This is a genomic window from Geobacillus sp. WSUCF-018B (assembly GCF_002809985.1).
GTDB classification, from domain to species: domain Bacteria; phylum Bacillota; class Bacilli; order Bacillales; family Anoxybacillaceae; genus Geobacillus; species Geobacillus thermophilus.
Window position 1 is genome coordinate 1 of the sequence record NZ_PIJF01000014.1, and the last position, 19943, is coordinate 19943.

The window sequence follows — 19943 nt, forward strand, 5'->3', positions numbered from 1 at the left end:
TCTATTGCCATCCAAAGAAGAAAGAGAAAAACAGAAAAACCGAACGCCATTCATCCCCCACCTGTAGAGGTGGGGGACTTCTGGCTGATTTATGTTAAATAGACCATCAAGATTCTCCCTGTTGTCGCCGCCTTGATTTTCGCCACGACACTCTCCGCCTGTTCCCGCAGCCCAAAGCGTTCCAAAAGGCCGATGACGGGTAATGTAGCAATAAACACCGCCATATACCGGTTGGTCGTAAACGCCGTTCCAAACTGTTCAATAATGTCATACAGCGATTGATGAGCGAGCAGTCCTGTCGCCAATCCAGCCGCTGTCACGACAAGAAGCGGATTAATGCGAACAATGAAGCCGATGATGACGATCAACACGCCAATGAGCACCATATTTCTCTTCTCCTCTCCAAACATCGTATTGACATTGTGGTTCATTCATCTCGCTTCCTTATTTCTTCACTAGCTTTTTCTTCCCCCTTTCTTTCGGTTGTTCCGTATTTCGGAACAATTATTCCAATTTCATCATTTTCATTATATAATTAAGAAAAATCGAAAATCAATCAATATTTGGGGGAATTTGTCCTCTCTCAACAATGCCGCCGCAGCAACTGAACCGAGCCCCTTTTTATTGCATCCCCTTCCCCTATTTTGTATCATGAATAATTAAGAGAAATTTAGCAGAAAAAGGAGTGCCTCCCCATGACCAAACAACTTCCTCCCGGCCAATTCGAAACGGAAAAATGGCCGATTTTGCATGAAGGTGATGTGTACGAATTCGATGAAGCGGCGTGGAATTTCCGATTGTTCGGCAATGTGAAAGAGGAAGTGACGCTGTCGTATCAGGAAGTGATGCGGCTGCCGAAGACGATTTCGACCGTGGATATGCACTGCGTGACGACGTGGTCGAAATTTGATACGACGTTTGAAGGCATCGCTTTCCGCGAGTTTTTGCGCTTCGTCGATCTCGATCCCGACGTGAAATATGTAAAAATTTACGGCTACTTAAACGGCGACCGGTTCGGCTATTCGGCAAACTTGCCGCTTGACGCGCTGATGGGCGACGATGCCTTGTTTGTTTATCGATGGAAAGACAAGCATCACGACTGGCAGGACATCTCGCCGAAGCACGGCTATCCGCTCCGGTTCATCCCGCCGGCGACATTTTATTTATGGAAAGGGGCGAAATGGGCGTCCGGCATCCGCTTTATGAAAGAAGATGAGCCGGGCTATTGGGAGGAGCGCGGCTATTCGATGACCGCCAATCCGTTTAAAGAAGAACGGTTTGCCGAGTGGGTGCCGCGGATTCGCTTTTGACAAACGCAAAAAAGCGAGGGAAAAACCCTCGCTTTTTGTTCCTCAAGCGGCTTGGCGAGATGCCGCCTGTTTGTCAAGCCAAGCACGAAGACGCCAAAAGAGAAGCTGAAATACGATGGCCGCCATCGCTCCTTTGACGGCGTTAAACGGCAAAATCGCCGATACCACCAACGCCTTCGCTTCCGGTGCGCTCATCTGCGGAGCGCCGAGGAAAAGCGTATACGCCGGCAAAAAGACGTAGTAGTTGAGCACGCTCATGACGAGCGCCATCGTCACTGTTCCCGCCGCCAGCCCCAGCAGCAAGCCTTTTTTCGATGCGGCTTTCCGATAAATATAGGAAACCGGCAAAAGGAACGCCACCCCGGCAGTGAAGTTGGCGATCTGGCCGACCGGAACGCCGGTCGCGCTGCCGACGAACACGTAGTTCAGCACGTTTTTCAATAGTTCGACCGCCACACCGGCGAGCGGGCCGTACAACAAGGCGGCGATGAGCGCCGGGATGTCGCTGAAGTCAACAAGCAAAAAGTTCGGAAACGGCGGCAGCGGAAAGTTGAGCATCATCAGCACATGCGCCATGGCGCCCAACACTCCGATGCTGACAAAGGCGCGGATGGAAATGCGTTTCATGCTTGTTCTCCTCCCCTTCTCGTGATTCATCCTCACAAGAAGAAGGCTGCCGCTGCGAGCGCCAACAAAAACTCCCTTAAACCGAACAAGGCTTAAGGGAGAAAAAGGGTGTGCGCAACTAGACGTTCGCATGCGCCAAAACGAACGCCGGCAAACCTTCATCTTCTCCCATCCAGACTATACTGTCGGCTCCGGACTTGCACCGGATCCTGCCTTGCGGCTCGCGGGCTGAGAGGCGAAGCGCCTCATCACCGCCGGTCGGGAATTTCACCCTGCCCCGAAGATGAATCGTTTTTCATTTTTAATTATTCTGATGAGTTTAGCATACAATACTGTTTTCAATTTGTCTATGTTTTTTGCTCACAGCTTGATTATTCCCGCATCGAAAGCGAATCTCCCGGTTCAAGCACCGGTGGGGCGACTTGAACCAAATCGGCGTATTTCAATCCCGTCCCCGTGTTGAGCACGACGACCGTCTCCCCGTCGCGAATCCAGCCGCTCTCGCGCAATTTTCGGACCGCCGCAAACGCCGCCGCTCCTTCCGGGCAAACGAACGCCCCTTCGAGCTCCGCCACCGTCCGCTTCTCGGCCAAAATCGCCTCATCGCCAATGGTTTGACGCCCAATTCCTTCGCTTTCGAAATCCCAACCGCCTCGCCGGCCGCGGAAAACTCGTGCGCCGCATGGCGCTCCCTCTTTCCTTGTTGGAGATCGCATATGATAAAATAAACACGGAACCGCTCCGCTGCATTGGAGAAGCGATTCGCGCATTCACCCAACACTCATACATAAAAAGGAGATGAACAAATGAAACAAGAATTGATCGAACGCTTCATCCGCTACGCCAAAGTGAATACCCAGTCCGATCCAGAAAGCAGCACATGCCCGTCGACTCAAGGGCAATGGGAGCTGGCGAGAATGCTCGTCGAAGAGCTGAAGTCGATCGGCATGGAAGACGTCACAGTCGACGAAAACGGCTACGTCATGGCGACGCTGCCGGCCAATACGGACAAAAACGTGCCCGTGATCGGCTTTTTGGCTCATATGGACACCGCTCCGGAGTTTACGGGAGCCAACGTCAACCCGCAAATCATCGAACAGTACGACGGCGGCGACATCGTGTTGAACAAAGAACAAGGCATCATCTTGTCGCCAAACGATTTCCCGGAGCTCGCCGGCTACAAAGGGCATACACTGATTACAACCGATGGGACGACGCTGCTTGGCGCCGATGATAAAGCCGGAATCGCCGAAATTATGACCGCGATGAACTATCTCATCCAACACCCGGAGATCAAGCACGGCAAAGTGCGCGTCGCCTTTACCCCGGATGAGGAAATCGGCCGCGGACCGCACAAATTTGACGTTGCCAAATTCGGCGCCCAATTTGCCTACACGGTCGACGGCGGGCCGCTTGGCGAATTGGAGTATGAAAGCTTTAACGCTGCCGAAGCGAAAATCACGATCAAAGGAAAAAACGTCCACCCAGGCACGGCAAAAGGAAAAATGATCAACTCAATCAAAATCGCCATGGAGTTCCAACAGCAACTGCCAGCCGATGAGGCGCCGGAACATACCGAAGGATACGAAGGGTTTTACCATTTGCTTTCATTCCAAGGGAGTGTAGAGGAGACGAAACTTCACTACATTATCCGCGACTTCGACCGTGAACAGTTCGAGGCTCGCAAAGCGAAAATGAACGAGATCGCCGCTTCGCTTGCACAAAAATATGGAAACGACCGAATCACGCTCGAAATCAACGACCAATATTACAACATGCGCGAAAAAATCGAGCCGGTGCGCCTCATTGTGGACATCGCCCACGAAGCGATGACGAACTTGGGCATTGAACCGAAAGTGAAACCGATCCGCGGCGGCACGGACGGGTCGCAGCTCTCCTACATGGGGCTGCCGACGCCGAACCTTTTTGCCGGCGGCGAAAACTTCCACGGCCGCTACGAATACATTTCCGCCGATACAATGGTGAAATCGGCCGAAGTGATCGTGGAGATCATCAAGCTGTTCGAGCAAAAAGCATCTTGATCTACGGAAAACCTTTCTTGAACGATCTTTTTTCGATCGTCCAAGCACAAGCGGCTGCAAGCCCGCCCGTTAGGAGTAAAGAAAAGGTGTCCCGAGTTTTTTGGGGACACCTTTTTCATTAGATAAGCGACCGTTCGCCCTTCCATCCTTTTTCCTCGGTCAACACCTGTTACGGAAGACGGTTGATCCGCCCCTCAATTCGTGCCGAGAACGGCTGCTCAAGACCGCGAATATACGAGACAAGGGCATCCAAATCGACCGGACCGACCTCGCGGTGTTGCCCTTGCGTCAACACTGTGAACCCATCACCGCCGTCGGCGAGGAAGCTGTTGACCGTTACTGTATATTCAGCGTCTGGATGAAGCGGGGTGCCATCTGGAAGCTGAATGTCAACAACCTTGTCCCCAGCTGGTCTGCTAGCGCTCCATGTATAGCGGAGGCCGGAAATTTGCAGCATGCGCGTTTGCCCTTGCTGCCATTGTTGGTTCAAAAGCTGGCGGATTTGCGCGCCGGTGAGCGTCATTTTCACAAGCTGGTTGTTGAACGGCTGAACGTTGTACAGCTCGCCCCACGTTACTTCGCCTTGTTCAATATCAGCGCGAATGCCGCCCGGGTTCATAAAGGCGAAATCGGTTTTCATCGCCGCCCGCTGGGCATCGGCGATCAAATCGCCCAAGGCGGACTCGCCGCTTTCATTTTGTTCATCGGTGATCATTTCAGCTGCCGTGCCGACGACTTGATTGACAAGCGGCGCCACTTTCGCTTCATATTTTTCAATGAGCGTCCGAATTTCCGGGTCCGGAGTGATGCCGTCATGATAGGTCGTCACGATCTCTGCTTTTTTGGCGACGACGTCTTTCGTGCGCGGGTCGATTTTCAAATCGACATCAGAAAACGCCGTGCCGTACGAATACGACTGAACGAGCAGCTTGCCGTCCACAACCGCATTTAAATAGGCATGGTTATGACCGGCGAAAATCACATCGACTTCATCATCGATATTTTTGGCGATATCGACAATTTCCCCGCTGGCGTTTGTCCCATCCGGATTGGATACGCCGGGGTTATGGGCGAGAACGACGATCGTTTGCACCCCTTTTTTCTTCAGTTCCCGGACCGCTTTGTTAATCGCTGTTGCCTCATCGATGAACTTGACTCCCGCGACGCCGCTTGGCGTCACAATCGTTGGTGTTTCCGTGAGCGTGACGCCGATCAATCCGATCGGTATGCCGTTGACCCGCTTAATCACATATGGCGGGAGAATCGGCTTTCCCGTTTGCGCATCAACGACGTTGGCGCTCACGTACGGAAAATCCGCTCCGGCAAAGTCACCGGTCGCCGGGTGGTAGCCGCCATGGATCAGGCGGAGCATTTCCGCTACTCCTTCATCAAACTCATGGTTGCCAAGGGTGCCGACGTCAAAGCCGAGCTTATTGAGCACTTCGATCGTCGGTTCATCTTGCAGCAGCGCTGATACCGGGGGGCTGGCGCCAACCGCATCGCCGGCATGGACGAGCAGCGTGTTTTTGTTTTCCGCCTCCCGCTGTTTCAAATAGGCAGCCAAATAATCAGCCCGTCCGACTTCCCGCCCGCCGACTTTTCTTGTCACATTGAGTTGGCCGTGGAAATCGTTCATGCCTAACAGCTGCACCTCAATATAACGGTGCGAGGAAGCAGGCGGCTTCCCCATGCTTTTCCCGTTCCCTGCCGCCCCGACTGGAGTGGCGGCCAGCACCGCTGCAGCGGCCAATGCGGATAGCACCCGTCTTCCCCATCGTTTGGAATTCTTCATTCCCGGTTCCCCTTTCTCTCGCCTTCTCGTTCACTCCCATTATATCCTTGCGAGTCCATACAATCATAGAGCAGAAAGGATGATTTTTCTGTAAATATTTTGTAAATTCACAACTGACTGTTGAGAACAACAGAAACAAAAAGACCGCTCGATAGAGTCAAACACATCTCTTCGGACAGCCTTTCCCTGTTAGCTCGGTGAAAAGGTGTTCCGCCAACGATCGGAACACCTTTTTCATCGTTTTGCCATTCCGTGCTATGCCACGCGAAACAAACATGAACGCCACGTTCTTTTCTTTGGTTAGATCGTCTCCTTCCCGCGCACGCCGTTGATCGAATAGCTCGCTGTAATGGCGGCATTTAACGAATGGGAAACGGAACAATATTTTTCTTTTGACAACCGAATGGCGCGGGCGACTTTGTCTTCCGGCAAATCGCCTTCGAGCGCATAATGAATATGAATGTCGGTAAACCGCTTCGGGTGGTCATCGGCGCGCGTTCCTTCGACTTCCATCGAAAACGCGCGGACGTCAAGCCGCATTTTCCGCAAGATCAAAACGATGTCAATGCCGGTGCAGCCGGCCAAGGCGTGAAGCAACAGCTCCATCGGCCGGGCGCCGGAATCGTTGCCGCCGACGTCTTTCGCGGCGTCGATCGGAATGGTGACGCCGGAAGCGCTTTGGCCGCTGAATGACATGTTTCCGTTCCACGTGACGGTCGTTTTCATCACAGCCGCTCCTCTCTTCTCTGCGTTTGCTGCGGGACGAATGAACTCGTCCGTCCCTGCCTGCTTTTCAGTTTACCGGTTATCATGTGGAAATGCAAAACAACCGCTTTTCTTCATTTCCAGTCTACCGTTTTAACCGGCGCATGATAAAATAGAAACATGCACAAACTTGTTGAGTAAAGGGTGTTTGATTCGATGACCGCACTCATTTTGCTTCTTGCTTATCTTCTCGGCTCGATTCCGTTTGGCCTTCTTGTCGGGAAAATCGGCTACGGGATCGACATCCGCGAACATGGAAGCGGCAATCTCGGGGGAACGAACACGTTCCGCGTGCTTGGGGCGAAAGCGGGCACGATCGTCATTGTCGGGGATATGTTGAAAGGAACGCTGGCGGCGAGCTTGCCGATGTTTTTTTCCGTCCCCGTGCATCCGCTTTTGGCCGGAGCGGTGGCAGTCGTCGGCCATATGTATCCGGTGTTCGCCAAGTTCCGCGGCGGCAAGGCGGTGGCGACATCGGGCGGGGTGATGCTGTTTTATTCGCCGTTGTTCTTTTTGTCGCTCATCGCCGTGTTTCTTGTCGTCTTGGCTGTTTCACGCTACGTCTCGCTGTCATCGATGGCCGCGGCGCTGTACGCGGTCGTGTACACCGTCTTTTTCACGGACGACATTCCATTGACGGTGGCAGTGTTGTTGCTGGCTTCGTTTATCTTTTATCGTCATCGCGCCAACATCAAGCGCATCTTGAACAAAACGGAGCCAAAAGTGAAATGGCCAGGCAAACGCTCATGACAACGGACGGAGAAAGGAGATTTGCTGCGTTGAGATTGCCGGAAGCATTTGTCGCGAAAATGAAGAAGCTGCTTGATGAAGAAGCAGACGAGTTTTTCGCTGTGTATGAAAACGAAAAAATCAACGGCTTGCGCGTCAATCCGTTGAAAACCGACCCGGGCGCATGGGTCAAAACGGCGCCCTTTTCCCTTTCCCCGGTGCCGTTTTGCCCGACCGGGTTTTATTATGAACCGGACGAACAGCCGGGAAAGCATCCGTACCATGCGGCCGGCCTGTATTACATTCAAGAACCGAGCGCGATGGCGGCCGCCGAGGCGCTGCAGCCTGAGCCGGGGGATACGGTGCTTGACTTGTGCGCCGCCCCTGGCGGGAAAACGACCCAGCTTGGCGCGATGATGAAAAACAGAGGGCTGCTTGTCGCCAACGAAATCCACCCGAAACGGGTCAAAGCGCTTGCAGAGAACGTCGAACGGTTCGGCTTGACGAACACCATCGTCGTCAATGAAGCTCCCGAAACGCTTGCCGAGCGGTTTCCGGGCTTTTTTGACAAAATTTTAGTGGACGCTCCGTGCTCGGGGGAGGGCATGTTCCGGAAAGAAGAAGAGGCCGCCTCGTTTTGGAGCCCGGCCTATGTGGAAGAATGCGCGGCCAGACAGCGGCGCATTTTAGAAAGCGCCTATGCGATGCTGAAAGAAGGCGGCATTCTTGTCTATTCAACATGCACGTTCTCTCCGGAGGAAAACGAGCAAACGATGGAATGGCTGCTCGAGACGTACGATGATTTGCGGTTGCTGCCGATTGCGAAAATCGGCGGCATCGAGCCGGGACGGCCGGAATGGACGAAAACCAATCGATCCGATCTCGTCCACGCCGCCCGCCTTTGGCCGCATCGCCTCAAAGGGGAAGGACATTTTGTCGCCAAGCTGCAAAAACAGCGGCCGACTCCGCCTTGGAGCGGGCGGTGGGCGAAAGCGAACGCGCCAAAAGCGGCCGTCCGATTGTACCGCCAATTTGAACAGCAATCGTTGCAAACCGTGCAGCACGGAACAATCCTCTCGTTTGGCAGCCATTTGGCCATGCTCCCGGACCGATGCCCGGATTTGTCCGGCTTGAAAGTGGTGCGCGCTGGCCTTCATCTTGGCGAGGCCAAAAAGGAGCGGTTTGAGCCGAACCATGCCCTCGCCTTGGCGCTGCGAGCGGACGAAGCGAAGCACGTGCTCGACTTATCAAGCGACAGCCGGGAATGCCTTCAGTATTGGCGCGGCGAAACGCTGTCCACCGGCGGCGACCGCGGCTGGCTGCTTGTGACGGTCGACGGGTTTCCATTCGGCTGGGGAAAAGAAGTCAAAGGGACGGTGAAAAACTTTTATCCGAAAGGGCTGCGCCTGATCTAACGGCGGGGCCGCACGAGGCTGGAACGGCCAAAAAAAGGTGTCTCATTGCCTTTGAGACACCTTTTTTCTTCCAAATAGACGCCGACAAGATTCACGATGTTGCACGGAAACGTTGACGTCAACGTTTTTACCGCGGACGGTTTGTCGGGATCGTTAAGGTAAATACGATTTCATCGGCCGCCAAATCGATTTTTTTCGCCGCTACTTGATACCCGTTGCCAAAACGAATCTCATGGAGCGCCACATAAATGCGGGCCCGTCCCGGATCGATGATGACTTCATCCGGCAGCGGCGCATGCTTTTGCAAGTAGCGAAGCACGTACGTCACCGGCAGCTTCCAGTCGCCGAGCGAAATGACCGGTTCGACAAGTTCGACGTTCCCGCCTTTCACGACTTTCGGCACAAACGAGACGACGAGCTCGACGTTGCGCCCAAAGATCGGAATTTCACTCGAGACGTAAACGCGGTCGGCGAGCCAAACGTCATAGCGAAGCGGATGGTCTTTCGTTTTTTCCGCCAAATAATCGTTAATGACAGCGTTCAAGTGCGCTTTTTTGGAGTACACCGTAAACGAAGCCCCTTCCACATCCGGGCGCTCCGGCCGTTTCACCGGCGGAGACGGCTGCAGCAGCCAAACAGCGGCAAGAATGAGCACAACAGCATTCACAGCCGCCAAAACGAAAAACGATCGTTTCCAATTCATTCCAACATACTCCTTATGCTGCTTCATTTCGTTTCCATCAGTTCGCCCACCACTCTTTTCGCGCATCGAGCGACTCATACACCCGCACTGCCATTTGCGCATATCCCTCGGCGTTCGGGTGAAATTCATCGCGGTGAAGCAAATCATCGCGGTTGGCAAACATGTCTTGAATATCCACAAAGATCGTGCGCGGATAGCGGGAAACCACTGCTTGGCTTGTGCGGTTCCATTCGGCGATGACATCATCGATTTCCGGGATGTTCGGCAACGTGGCGGAAAACGGATTGTACAAGCCGATCAGGACAACGACCGCATCCGGGTTGATCGTGCGCAACAACATCAACAAATGATCGAGCCGCTCGGCAAATCGTTGGCTCTCGTTCGCAAACCGCTCGTACGATAAGTCAAAAAAATGAGCGCGGACGACATTCATCACGTCATTGCCGCCGATCGTGATCATGACGATATGAGCCCGCTCAAGCTCCGCCTGATGGGCGCGAATAACCGGTTCAAGTTCGGTGATGCGCCGGCCGCGCTTTCCGGCATTCGTGACGGTCACCGTCCGCACCCCATCCTCCGCCGCCAAAAGCGGGACAAGGCGGCCGACATAGCCGCCTTTCCTTTCACCGTCTCCGACTCCTTCGGTCAATGAATCGCCTAACGCGACGAGGTGAATGTCTTTCGGCAACGGCTTCGCTTCCGGCTGGCTGACGGCGGTTTCATGCGGGCGGTCCGGCTTCCCGCCGGCCGGGAGCACCGTGCACCCGGCAAGCAACACCCCCACCATGATGAGCCATCCCCATCGCATCATGTGTGACACCTGCCTTTTGCCGCAACAGGGGAAAGACGAAAAGAAGGCAAAACGGCGTCCGTTTTTGCCTTATCGCGACGACTGCAAAATTTCAATATGCTCTAAAATCGTATCGTACGGCACATCTTGCACACCGCTGTACGTCTGAACCACTTTTCCGTCCGGCCCGACTAAATAAAAGCTTGTGCCGTGGATGACTTGGTCATCGCCAGCCGGCTTTTGCACCATCGTTTTAAAGCTTTTTTGCGCCAGCTCGCTGATCTCGGTTGGGCGGTACCCGGTCAGGAAATGCCAGTTTGCTAGGTCATTTGTAAATTGTTTCGCATAAGCCGCCAGTTTTTCCGGCGTGTCAACTTCCGGGTCGACACTGAACGAAACAAATTCAACATCGAGCCCCTTTTCTTCCGCCTTCTCTTTCAGTTTGGCCATGTGGGCGGTCATCGGCGGACACACCGTTTCGCAATTGGTAAAAATAAAATCGGCGACCCACACTTTTCCTTTCAGATCGCGAAGTCCAAACGGCTTGCCGGTCTGATCGACAAACGTAAAGTCAGCGACCGGCCAGTTTTTGGCATCCGGAATTGTTTTTCCGCACGCGGCAAGCAAACAAACGGCTGCCATCATCATGATTCGTTTCCACATCCACTGCTCGTCCCTTTCATCCTGTATCGCTTTGTTTCAAACTGCGCCCGACCCCTTGTGCTCCCCTTCTTCCGTATAATACATCAGCGCAAGCGCGCCGGGTCCGGTATGAATCGAAATAACCGGCGTCGTTTCAACAATGTCAACCGGCACAGAACCGATCGCCTCAGCGACTGCTTCTCTCAGCCGCTCCGCCCAGCGCCCGGCATCGGCATGGGCAATGGCGACCGCGCGCACCGGCGCTTCCGCCTTCTCCTCAACCAACCGGCCCGCTAAATCGGCGATGGCTTGCGAAAAGCTGCGCACGTTCGACACCGGTGTATACAGCCCGTCAACAAGCGCAGCGATCGGCTTGATGCGCAGCAACGAGCCGACGAGCGCTTTGCCGCGGCCGATGCGGCCGCCTTTCGCTAAATGATCGAGCGTATCGAGCACCACATACAGCCGCGTACGACGGCGCACGTCGTCTAAGCGCCGGATGATCTCGTCAACGCTTCGACCCGCCTTCGCCAAGCGGGCGGCTTCAAGCACTTGGAATCCAAGCGCATACGAAATGAATTGGGAATCGACGACCGTCACGTTCGCTTTGGTCAGGGCCGCCGCATGCTCAGCCGAACGGACCGTGCCGCTCAGCTCGCCGGCCATATGGATCGATATGATCTCGCTTCCGTCCGCCCCGAGCCGGTCATAGACAGCTAGAAACTCACCGACCGACGGTTGCGAGCTTTTCGGCAGTTCACGCGCTGCCTTCATCTTCGCCATAAACTGCCCTGGTGTGATCGTCACCCGGTCGATAAACGCCTCCCCATCCACTGTCAAATGAAGCGGAACGACTTCAACGCCGTGCTCGGCAAGCACCGCCGCCGGCACATCGACCGTTGAGTCGGTTACAATTTTGATTGATTTCATTCGTTCACTCCTAATACTGATGATCTCGTTTCCATTATATAATGAAACCGGCGAAAATCCCACCAAAAAAAAGTTGTTTTGCCGCCAAGGGCAAAACAACAACAGTCATGCATTATGCTTTAACGCCGTTTCTTTAAAGATCTGTTCATATACAGGCCATTTCAGCACTTTCTTCAAATGTTCGCGGAACGAATACACAGAACGGCTCGTTCTCGATCGGTACACCTTTGCAATAAACGCCTCCAAGCGCAGTTGGATCATGAATCGGTATGTGTTCTCTTCCTCCAATACTGGGATTTCGATAATCTTGACCTTCTGCCCATACGCGTTTTGAAACTCGAGGCTTTTGAATAGCAAAATATCAATCCTCTTTTTCACCGATTTACTTTTATTATACACCAATCCGGTGAAAAAGTATGTCGGAATGCGGCGAATTTGTTCCGACTTTTTTCGTCAAATCAATAGATGGAACAAGTTCGGGTCTTTGTTGACCTCTTGGAACGGGAAACCTTTTTTCTTCATCCGCTCGATGAGCGGTGCGTAGTCTTCGCGCCGTTTCAGCTCGATGCCCACAAGCGCCGGTCCGCTTTCTTTGTTGTTTTTCTTCGTGTATTCAAACCGGGTGATGTCATCCGTCGGCCCAAGCACTTCATCCAAAAACTCGCGCAGCGCCCCGGCCCGCTGCGGGAAGTTGACGATGAAATAGTGCTGCAGCCCTTCGTAAATCATCGAGCGCTCTTTAATTTCCTGCATCCGGTCGATGTCGTTGTTGCCGCCGCTCACCACGCAAACGACCGTCTTGCCGCGGATATGTTCCTTGTAAAACTCGAGCGCGGCGATCGGCAGCGCCCCAGCCGGCTCGGCGACGATGGCGTTTTCGTTGTACAGCTCCAAAATCGTCGTGCACACTTTCCCTTCTGGAACGACGACGATGTCATCAAGCACCCCGCGGCATAAGGCAAACGTTTTTTCCCCGACCGTTTTGACGGCGGCGCCGTCCACGAACTTGTCAATCTCCTCAAGCGTGACGACACGTCCATGCTCGAGCGCCGTTTTCATCGATGGGGCGCCGGCCGGTTCGACGCCAATCACTTTAGTGGACGGGGAAATGCTTTTCACATACGTCCCCAGCCCAGCCATCAATCCACCGCCCCCGATGCTGGCAAACAAAAAGTCAATCGGCTCATCGCAGTCGTTGAGCACCTCGACGCCAATCGTCCCCTGTCCGGCGATGACGTATTCGTCATCAAACGGATGGATGAACGTCCGCCCTTCCGCCTCGGCGCACTTCACCGCTTCGTTGTAGGAATCGTCAAACGTGTCGCCGACAAGCACGATCTCAACCATGTCTTTGCCAAACAGCTGCACTTGCGACACTTTTTGCCGCGGCGTCGTCGCCGGCATATAAATTTTCCCATGCACGCCAAGCGCTCGGCATGAATAGGCCACCCCTTGGGCATGGTTGCCGGCGCTGGCGCATACCACCCCGTTTCTCCGCTCCTCATCCGTTAAATGCTTCATCCTGTTGTACGCCCCGCGCAGCTTAAACGAACGCACGACTTGCAAATCCTCGCGCTTTAAGTAGACATTGCATTCGTAGCGCTCGGATAACAGCGGATTTTTTTGCAGCGGCGTATGGAACACAACATCCTTCAACGTATGATACGCGATCAAAATGTCCTCGACGTATACTGCCCCTTGCTTTCGTTTCAGCTGTTGTTCCATGTTCTCGTTCCCTTTCTTTTCTAAGTTGTCTTTGATTTGTAGATTATATCACAAATTCGTAAAAAGAAAAGGGAATTTTCGAAAAGTTTTTGAGTGAAGAGGGGCTGGCTCGCGATCATCGCGATAATCCCGCTTTACCGGACGCTTCCGCGGTCCTAGCTTGACGTCATCGGATGAGCTTCTAGAAACCTCTTCCACTCGGCCAATACAGGCACAGCGAACGGCTCGTTCATGCGCAAGCGGACCGAAAAAACGACCGGCGCTATGTCCGGTCGTCCTCTTTTTTAAACTCTTCTTCCTCGGCAAATTCCGTTGCCCATCTTCCTTCATCATACCAGCGGTGCTCTTCTTCCCTCCTTGCCTCTTCGAGAACATGGCTTTCCATATACAAGTGGAAAAACGCTTCAACCGCCCCGATCGCCAAGGCGCTGAAAAATGCGCCGTATGCCATGTTGACGGACGGGGCAATGAGGGCAAAGCTGGACGGCCAAATCAACAAAAAGGAAAGCGGCACGTCAAGTGCGGCAGCAACAAAATGGCCGACGCGCGGCAAGATGAACACATCGCCGATGACGTAAGACACGAGCGCCGTGATGACCGTCATGAGCGAAATCAACGAAAGCGGGGCGTTGAAGATCGTAAACATGGAAAATAAGACGACGCTCCAAGCGGCGAGCTTGACGATAAAAGGAACGATATGCTTCATTTGTCTTCCTCCATTTCCATTGTTGGGTCTTACTTGTTATCGTTCCTTGTTCGCCCCGCTTCTATGCAAAAAGACGCGCCCAGCCAAAAGCTAAGCGCGCCCTGTTTTTCGCTCATAAATGAGAAAGGCGTGATCGTATCGGTTTTTTTCATCGATCGTTCCTTGCGTATATGAAACGATCTCCCACTCTTGCTCGGAAATCGGCGGATAAAACGTATCGCCAGGGAACGAGGCGAAAATTTTCGTCACATACAGTCGGTCGGCAAGCGGCATCGTCGCCTGAAACAGTTCCGCTCCTCCGATGATAAACACCTCTTCATCGTTGCGGCCGGCGGCCCACTGTTTCACCTCGTCGAGCGAGTGAAGCACAAGGCAGCCTTCCGGGCGAAACGAACGGTTGCGCGTGACGACGATGTTTTCCCGGCCGGGAAGCGGCCGGCCGATCGCCTCAAACGTTTTTCGCCCCATCACGATGGCATGCCCCATCGTCACCCGTTTGAAATACGCCAAATCAGCCGGCAAATGCCAAGGCAAACCGTTGTCTTTGCCGATCACCCGGTTTTCATCCATCGCCACAATGTGCGACATCATCGCGCTCTCCCCTTCACACCGCCACCGGCGCTTTAATCGCCGGATGCGGATCGTAGCCGACGATTTCAAAGTCGTCGTATTCATAGTCAAAGATAGACGGCGGCTTCCGTTTGATCACGAGCTTCGGCAGCGGGCGCGGCTCGCGCGTCAGCTGCAGTTTCGCTTGTTCCAGATGATTTTTGTACAAATGGACGTCGCCGCCGGTGAAAATGAGTTCGCCGACATCGAGGTCGCACTGCTGGGCGATCATATGCGTCAACAACGCGTAGCTCGCGATGTTAAACGGCAACCCTAAAAACGTATCAACGGAGCGCTGCTGCCACATGCATGACAACCGGCCGTTGGCGACGTAAAACTGGAAGGCGTAATGGCACGGCGGCAGCTTCATCTCGTCCAATTCCGCTACATTCCAAGCGCTCACCAGCAGCCGGCGTGAATGCGGATTTCGTTTGATCTCTTCGACAACCCATGCGATCTGGTCGATGGTTTTCCCGTCTGCTCCCTTCCACGAGCGCCATTGCGCGCCGTAAATCGGGCCGAGATCGCCGTTTTCGTCCGCCCACTCGTCCCAAATCGTCACGCCATTCTCCTGCAAATAGCGGACGTTCGTATCGCCTTTTAAAAACCAAAGCAGTTCATAAATGATGGAGCGGATATGCAATTTTTTCGTTGTCACGAGCGGAAATCCATCTTGTAAGTTGAAGCGGAGCTGGCGGCCGAACACCGACAGCGTGCCGACGCCCGTTCGGTCTTCTTTTTCGACGCCGTTTTCCAAAATATCCTCCAAAAGCTGTAAATATTGCCGCAATGTCCTCACCTCACGCTCTATCATACCATAAAGCAACACATGGTGAACCATTTGTCCATAAAAAAACGAGCCTTTTACGAGGCCCGCTCCGCCAATCCACGGATGAATGCGTATGTGTTCGGCGCTGCCGCCCGCAGCGTGTGCCGCGTCTCTTCACTTGCGTAATAATAGGCAAACGACTCGGCAAAATACTCTTCTGGATAGGTCAAAAAATAAGATTCGCCAGGAAAAAGCCGCGGCGCCTCCTCCCGCCAAATCGCTTGAAATTCGTCCGTTTCATGAATGCGGTCAAATACGATGTAATCGAGCGAATGAGCAAACTCATGCAGCTCCAAATTGACCGAGCCGTGTCCTTTCCCTTTTTCGCTATGGCCGAGACGGACGAGCACCAAATGCGACCCGCCGATGCCCGGCACGTCATCCCATGTTTTGGATCCCGGCGCATAGCCGCGCGGGGTTTTCCCACGCAAGTGGCGAGCTGTCGGTTCATTCGTAATAGGGCCTGTCAACAGCTGAATGTAAATATGATGAGCAGCCGCCTGCTCTAAAATGCTGCGATCCATGCGGGCAAGCGTCTGAATGGTCTTGTTCGCCTCCGCAGCGGGAAACGCTGTCTCGGGCACGATCACAATGCGGCCGAGCACGTCACGGGACGGAATGTCCCGAAGATCAAGGCCGCTTTCTTGAAGCAGCACGCCGTGGGCGGCCGGGTACGGCGAAAGCGATAGAAGCGGAATCGCGAACAGCGCTGCCAACAAACTAGTCCACAATCGTTTCATGGTGTTCCCCCGCTTCTTTTATTCTATGAAAATGATATCATAGAACGAAGCAGGGAAAAACGCGCAAAATCAGGAAAGAACCGCAAGCGGTTTATGTGCGCCAATTCGGCGGCGTATTTTTGGACCAGTAGATTTTCCCGAGTTCATAGTGAGCTTGAAAGCCATCATCGCAAGTATGATAGTGAAATTGAAACCAGTACCCGTCCTGCGGCGGGTGTTCGCGGCGGACGTGAAAGCGGACGAGATCTTCTCCTGTGTCCATGCGATACAAATGGAAAATGCGTTCCCCTTGCCCGCCGGACGGATTTTCCGATACGGCCAAATAACGGAGCTCTTCTTCCGGACAGCGTTCAGCCAGCCCGGCAATCACCTCTTCGATGCGCGGCAAGATGACGGTGCGAAATTCATCTTCAATAACCGGGGCGATTTTGCGGCCGAACTTTTCGTACGACTGCGCCACTGCCTTTTCCATCGTCTCTTCGATAAACTGTTCACGAGTTAACGAAACAGAAACAGCTTCCGCCGCATGGTCTGCTTGGGAATGCTTCCAATCGGGAGACGGGGCGTCATCTGACGGCGGCTCTTTGGCCGCGAGCAGCGAAGCGGGCGGTGTGACGAGTCCAAACGTGCAGACGGTAATGGCGGCAACAAGCGTTTTTCGAAGCCAAGACGGCAGCTTCATCGCCTTCACCTCCCACTACCGCCGATCAGCGGCTAAAGACGCAAACAAGCCGGTCGCTTTTAATTTGGCGACCGCCCGGCGCAACACCGCCTCCGGCTGGACGAGGGCGATGCGCACATAGCCCTCGCCGCTTGGCCCAAACGCGTGCCCGGGCGTGACGACGACGCCCGCTTGGTCGATGAGCGCCTTCGCAAACGAAAGCGATGTAAAGCCGTCCGGAATTTTCGCCCACACGAACATACCGGCTTGCGGACGGTCAACCGCCCAGCCGATGTCGGCCAACCCGTCAACGAGCGCATCGCGGCGCGATTGATATATCGCGCGGCTTTCGGCGCAAAAGTCGGCCCCATGACGCAGCACTTCGGCCGCCGCTTTTTGAATCGGCCAAAAGACGCCATAATCCAAATTCGACTTAAACTCGGCGAACGTGCGAATCACCTCAGCATTTCCGCACAAATAGCCGACCCGGCAGCCGGCCATGTTGTAGCTTTTGGACAACGAATTGATCTCCACGCCAACGTCCTTTGCGCCTGGAACAGAAAGAAAACTCACCGGTTTGTTTCCGTCATAATACAGCTCGCCGTAAGCAAAATCGGACACAACGAGAATATCGTACCGCTTCGCAAACTCGACCACTTCGCGATAAAACGATTCTGTCGCTATAGCTGGAACTGGATTTCCAGGGAAGTTGATAAACATGATTGTCGCCCGTTTGGCAATGTCCTCCGGGATCGCACGCAAATCCGGCAAAAAGCGGTTTTCCTCCCTCAGCGGCAGAAAATACGGCTCCGCTTCCGCCATTGCCACCCCCGCCGCATACGCCGGATACCCGGGATCCGGCAATAAAATGACATCCCCCGGGTCGGCGAACACCATCGGCAAATGCACGAGCCCGTCCTGTGATCCGATGACGTACGTTACTTCCGTCTCCGGATCGAGCACGACGCCATGCGCCGTGCGATAATAGTCGGCGACCGCTTCATGAAACTCGCGAATGCCCCTTAATGTGTAGCCGTACGCATTCGGCTCGTTGGCGTAGCGGGCGATCGCCTCACGCACAAACGGCGCCGGGGGCAAATCCGGGCTGCCGACGCTTAAATCGATCCACTCGTCATGAAGATGGCGCCGCTGTTGTCGATACGCCGCCAATTCGGCAAAAATCGATGCAGAAAATGCGTTCATTCGTTTCGCCCTTTTCATCGTCTTTCCTCTCCCTTGCCAAAACAAAAACCGCTTTTCCTTTTCACTTTTGTTGGTATATACTATGATTACATGAATAGTGTATCATATGTTCAAGGGGAAAACATAGACAGAAAGGCGGGAAAACAGCGATGACAACCATCTTTTTTGCGGCCAGCCTCATTACGTTGTTGTATTTCATTTACAGCTGCATCGCCAATGCCTGACGGCGGCAGCGAAAACGGAGCTCCGCACAGGAGCTCCGTTTTCTTTCAGTCGATTTTCGTTTTTTTGCGCGCAGAATCAAGCTCGTAGGCGCCTGTTTCCGTTTGCGTCGTGCCTTGTCCCCTCACCTCCGGGGCGCTGACGCCCGTTTTCGAACGGTCTTTTTTCCGCTTCGGCACGCCGATCACCTCCGCCCTTATCGTTCCCCGGCGCCGGCAGCGGTATGCAAGGCCTGGGAAGGCATAAGGCATCAGTTACAATATTTGTCAAACGCAGCCAAAATGTTTTCCATCACGTCCTCCATCGAGTGAAACTCGATGTCTTCGCGCGGGATAAAATGAACAACTTCCTTTCCTTTTAAGAGCGCCATCGACGGCGAAGACGGCGGATAACCGACAAAGTACTCGCGCATTTTCGCTGTCGCTTCCTTATCCTGGCCAGCGAACACCGTCACCAAATGGTCCGGCTTTTTCTCGCTCCTAAGCACCGCCTGCGTCGCCGCGGGGCGCGCCAGTCCGGCGGCGCAGCCGCACACTGAGTTGACAAAGACAAACGTCGTTCCTTCCACTTGTTCCATAAACTGCTCGACTTCCTCACTCGTGCGCAATTCGCGGAAACCGGCGCGGACGAGCTCATCGCGCATCGGCTGCACGAGCTGACGCATATATTCTTCATATGCCATCGACATGGCCATCATCCCTCCATATGATCATCGTTGTGCTATCAGCATACTATACTTCGCACGAAAAAATCAATGAAGACGGCTGCCAGCGGCAAGTGAAAAGCTGATGGCCGGGGGAAGACGCCCCTCCAAATCAGCGCCGGCTGGGAAACATCCGCAAACCGCGAAATTCCCTGCCAACATCGGCCTTTTCTTTTCCGTTTCTAGCAACTGCCGCGGCCATCGGCTGCCATTCGACATATACTGAATCGTGAATGGCACGAGGAAGCGAAAGGAGCGCGGTCGATGGGGTACATTGAAGAGTTGCGTAAAATCGTCGGAACCCGGCCGCTCATTTTAGCCGGTGTCGGCGTCGCGGTCATCGATGGCTATGGACGGATTTTGCTGCAAAAGCGCCGCGACGGGCTGTGGGGAGTCCCCGGCGGCTTGCTGGAGCTCGGCGAGTCAACCGAAGAAGCGGCGCGGCGGGAAGTGTTGGAAGAAACGGGGCTGGAGATCGGTGAACTTGAACTTATCGATGTGTTTTCCGGCCAAAAATACTTTGTCCGGCTGCCAAACGGCGACCAATACTACCCGGTCACGATCGTCTACCGCACCCGCGATATTCGCGGCGGGGAACTGAGAGAAGACGGGGAAGAATCGCTCGAGGTAAAATTTTTCTTTCTTCATGAATTGCCAAACGAGCTTTCTCCGCTCTTTCAAGATCTTGTTGAGCATTATTTCGGCAGCTGACGGACAAAGCCTTGGAGAATCAACCCCAAGGCTTTGTTGCGGTCAGCGACTGCGGCGCGAAACAGTTAGAAGCCGATTTTCATTGAAAC

General features: G+C 53.9%; 22 protein-coding genes, 2 pseudogenes and 1 riboswitch. Of the genes and pseudogenes, 5 read left to right on the plus strand and 19 right to left on the minus strand.

Annotated elements, in window-relative coordinates:
* Positions 1-95 precede the first annotated feature (95 nt).
* Positions 96-386: pseudogene (locus tag CV944_RS06075) on the minus strand (5-oxoproline transporter, DUF969 family subunit); the annotation flags it as partial.
* A gap of 309 nt (positions 387-695) precedes the next feature.
* Here CV944_RS06075 and CV944_RS06080 point away from each other — a divergent pair.
* A complete protein-coding gene (locus CV944_RS06080) occupies positions 696-1310 on the plus strand; it encodes a sulfite oxidase-like oxidoreductase (protein WP_033014096.1) in 615 nt (204 codons plus the stop codon).
* 42 nt (positions 1311-1352) lie between these two features.
* Here CV944_RS06080 and CV944_RS06085 read toward each other — a convergent pair whose 3' ends face one another.
* Together CV944_RS06085 and CV944_RS06090 are read right to left on the minus strand one after the other, a co-directional pair.
* Entirely contained in the window at positions 1353-1937 is a 585-nt protein-coding gene (locus tag CV944_RS06085) for an ECF transporter S component (protein WP_095859372.1), read from the minus strand.
* Between the two features lie 156 nt (positions 1938-2093).
* Positions 2094-2226: riboswitch (FMN riboswitch) on the minus strand.
* A gap of 82 nt (positions 2227-2308) precedes the next feature.
* Positions 2309-2548 (minus strand): annotated as a pseudogene (locus CV944_RS06090) (threonine synthase); the annotation flags it as partial.
* A gap of 195 nt (positions 2549-2743) precedes the next feature.
* Between CV944_RS06090 and pepT the strand changes: the two are divergent.
* Positions 2744-3979 (plus strand): peptidase T, encoded by a 1236-nt coding sequence (pepT, locus tag CV944_RS06095; RefSeq protein WP_100659232.1) that lies wholly within the window; start codon positions 2744-2746, stop codon positions 3977-3979.
* Positions 3980-4148: 169 nt separating this feature from the next.
* Here pepT and CV944_RS06100 read toward each other — a convergent pair whose 3' ends face one another.
* Positions 4149-5771 carry a bifunctional metallophosphatase/5'-nucleotidase gene (locus tag CV944_RS06100; protein WP_100659231.1) on the minus strand — a complete coding sequence of 541 codons (1623 nt, stop codon included), beginning with the start codon at positions 5769-5771 and terminating at the stop codon, positions 4149-4151.
* A gap of 300 nt (positions 5772-6071) precedes the next feature.
* On the minus strand, positions 6072-6497 hold the full coding sequence (locus CV944_RS06105) for an OsmC family protein (protein ID WP_033009997.1): 426 nt from the start codon (positions 6495-6497) through the stop codon (positions 6072-6074).
* A 195-nt stretch (positions 6498-6692) separates the two neighbouring features.
* Here CV944_RS06105 and plsY point away from each other — a divergent pair, with 195 nt between their 5' ends.
* On the plus strand, positions 6693-7286 hold the full coding sequence (gene plsY, locus CV944_RS06110; RefSeq protein WP_094238708.1) for a glycerol-3-phosphate 1-O-acyltransferase PlsY: 594 nt from the start codon (positions 6693-6695) through the stop codon (positions 7284-7286).
* A 29-nt stretch (positions 7287-7315) separates the two neighbouring features.
* On the plus strand, positions 7316-8680 hold the full coding sequence (locus CV944_RS06115; RefSeq protein WP_044742850.1) for an RsmF rRNA methyltransferase first C-terminal domain-containing protein: 1365 nt from the start codon (positions 7316-7318) through the stop codon (positions 8678-8680).
* A gap of 127 nt (positions 8681-8807) precedes the next feature.
* On the opposite strand, the gene CV944_RS06120 is transcribed toward CV944_RS06115, so the two are convergent.
* The 14 genes from CV944_RS06120 to CV944_RS06185 all read right to left on the minus strand — a co-directional run bounded on the left by CV944_RS06120 (position 8808) and on the right by CV944_RS06185 (position 19128).
* The gene (locus tag CV944_RS06120) at positions 8808-9383 is read right to left on the minus strand and encodes a YpmS family protein (protein WP_033009998.1); all 576 of its coding nucleotides are present in this window, start codon (positions 9381-9383) and stop codon (positions 8808-8810) included.
* 37 nt (positions 9384-9420) lie between these two features.
* The gene (locus CV944_RS06125; protein ID WP_033009999.1) at positions 9421-10194 is read right to left on the minus strand and encodes an SGNH/GDSL hydrolase family protein; all 774 of its coding nucleotides are present in this window, start codon (positions 10192-10194) and stop codon (positions 9421-9423) included.
* Between the two features lie 69 nt (positions 10195-10263).
* The gene (locus tag CV944_RS06130) at positions 10264-10836 is read right to left on the minus strand and encodes an SCO family protein (RefSeq protein WP_061580917.1); all 573 of its coding nucleotides are present in this window, start codon (positions 10834-10836) and stop codon (positions 10264-10266) included.
* Between the two features lie 36 nt (positions 10837-10872).
* Positions 10873-11745 carry a DegV family protein gene (locus tag CV944_RS06135; RefSeq protein WP_100659230.1) on the minus strand — a complete coding sequence of 291 codons (873 nt, stop codon included), beginning with the start codon at positions 11743-11745 and terminating at the stop codon, positions 10873-10875.
* A gap of 105 nt (positions 11746-11850) precedes the next feature.
* Positions 11851-12102, minus strand: a complete 252-nt coding sequence (locus CV944_RS06140) for a YpmP family protein (RefSeq protein ID WP_033010003.1) — start codon at positions 12100-12102, stop codon at positions 11851-11853.
* 96 nt (positions 12103-12198) lie between these two features.
* Positions 12199-13470 (minus strand): threonine ammonia-lyase IlvA, encoded by a 1272-nt coding sequence (gene ilvA, locus CV944_RS06145; RefSeq protein ID WP_033010004.1) that lies wholly within the window; start codon positions 13468-13470, stop codon positions 12199-12201.
* Positions 13471-13732: 262 nt separating this feature from the next.
* Complete coding sequence (locus tag CV944_RS06150; RefSeq protein WP_063211610.1) at positions 13733-14176, minus strand: YndM family protein; 444 nt, start codon at positions 14174-14176, stop codon at positions 13733-13735.
* A 90-nt stretch (positions 14177-14266) separates the two neighbouring features.
* On the minus strand, positions 14267-14767 hold the full coding sequence (locus tag CV944_RS06155) for a dihydrofolate reductase (RefSeq protein WP_033010007.1): 501 nt from the start codon (positions 14765-14767) through the stop codon (positions 14267-14269).
* Positions 14768-14780: 13 nt separating this feature from the next.
* The gene (thyA, locus tag CV944_RS06160) at positions 14781-15575 is read right to left on the minus strand and encodes a thymidylate synthase (RefSeq protein WP_033014075.1); all 795 of its coding nucleotides are present in this window, start codon (positions 15573-15575) and stop codon (positions 14781-14783) included.
* A 74-nt stretch (positions 15576-15649) separates the two neighbouring features.
* Positions 15650-16354 (minus strand): anthrax toxin lethal factor-related metalloendopeptidase, encoded by a 705-nt coding sequence (locus tag CV944_RS06165; RefSeq protein WP_033010009.1) that lies wholly within the window; start codon positions 16352-16354, stop codon positions 15650-15652.
* Between the two features lie 91 nt (positions 16355-16445).
* A complete protein-coding gene (locus CV944_RS06170) occupies positions 16446-17030 on the minus strand; it encodes a YpjP family protein (RefSeq protein ID WP_171698259.1) in 585 nt (194 codons plus the stop codon).
* 21 nt (positions 17031-17051) lie between these two features.
* The gene (locus tag CV944_RS06175) at positions 17052-18236 is read right to left on the minus strand and encodes an LL-diaminopimelate aminotransferase (RefSeq protein ID WP_047818420.1); all 1185 of its coding nucleotides are present in this window, start codon (positions 18234-18236) and stop codon (positions 17052-17054) included.
* Between the two features lie 251 nt (positions 18237-18487).
* On the minus strand, positions 18488-18619 hold the full coding sequence (locus CV944_RS06180) for a YuzL family protein (protein WP_080729592.1): 132 nt from the start codon (positions 18617-18619) through the stop codon (positions 18488-18490).
* 71 nt (positions 18620-18690) lie between these two features.
* Positions 18691-19128 (minus strand): BrxA/BrxB family bacilliredoxin, encoded by a 438-nt coding sequence (locus tag CV944_RS06185; protein ID WP_100663976.1) that lies wholly within the window; start codon positions 19126-19128, stop codon positions 18691-18693.
* 279 nt (positions 19129-19407) lie between these two features.
* Between CV944_RS06185 and CV944_RS06190 the strand changes: the two genes are divergently transcribed.
* Positions 19408-19854: an NUDIX hydrolase gene (locus CV944_RS06190; RefSeq protein WP_100663957.1), complete on the plus strand. Its 447-nt coding sequence runs from the start codon at positions 19408-19410 to the stop codon at positions 19852-19854.
* Positions 19855-19943: the final 89 nt, after the last annotated feature.